We start from the raw sequence: 710 nt of genomic DNA, 5'->3' as shown, positions 1-710 counted from the left end.
CCGGCCGGGCCGATCAACCATCACTGGACCAAAAATATCCTGGCCGACCGCTCCGGCAAGCATCTGTACATCACGGTGGGGTCGAACAGCAACGCAGGGGAAAATGGAATCGACGCCGAAGAAGGTCGAGCGCGTATCCTCGTGTTCGACATCGACACGGGCCATGTGCGGCCCTATGCGACTGGATTGCGCAACGGCAACGGACTTGCCTGGCAACCGGACAGCGGCGCTTTGTGGACGGCAGTCAACGAGCGGGACGATCTCGGCAACAATCTTGTCCCCGACTACATGACCGCCGTGAAAGATGGCGCTTTTTATGGCTTTCCCTATAGCTATTACGGCCGGCACATCGACACCCGTGTCAAACCGCAACGCCCCGATCTGGTTGGAAAGGCCATCGTGCCGGACTATGCGCTCGGCAATCATACGGCTTCGCTAGGTCTGGTCTTCTACGACCGGACGCTGTTCCCGCCTCGTTATCGTGGAGGCGCATTTGTCGGGCAGCATGGATCATGGAACCGTAAACCGCGTACCGGCTACAAGGTGGTGTTCGTGCCATTTGTCGATGGAAAACCTGCTGGCGTACCTGAGGATTTCCTGAGCGGCTTTCTGACGGCAGACGGCGACGCCGTGGGTCGACCCGTTGGCGTCGCACTGGACGCGCATGGGGCCTTGCTCGTGGCTGACGACGTCGGCAACGCTGTATGGCG

The 710-nt window shown here is 60.1% G+C and carries 1 protein-coding gene; it reads left to right on the top strand.

Going from position 1 to position 710, the window contains the following annotated elements:
* Nucleotides 1–710 (top strand): PQQ-dependent sugar dehydrogenase (locus tag AWB81_RS43855; RefSeq protein WP_200822662.1); only part of this gene is annotated, 710 nt, incomplete at both ends.

Source organism: Caballeronia arationis, assembly GCF_001544975.2.
GTDB classification, from domain to species: domain Bacteria; phylum Pseudomonadota; class Gammaproteobacteria; order Burkholderiales; family Burkholderiaceae; genus Caballeronia; species Caballeronia arationis.
The sequence above is the reverse complement of the archived record's forward strand: the minus strand, read 5'-3'. Positions and strand labels throughout refer to the sequence as shown.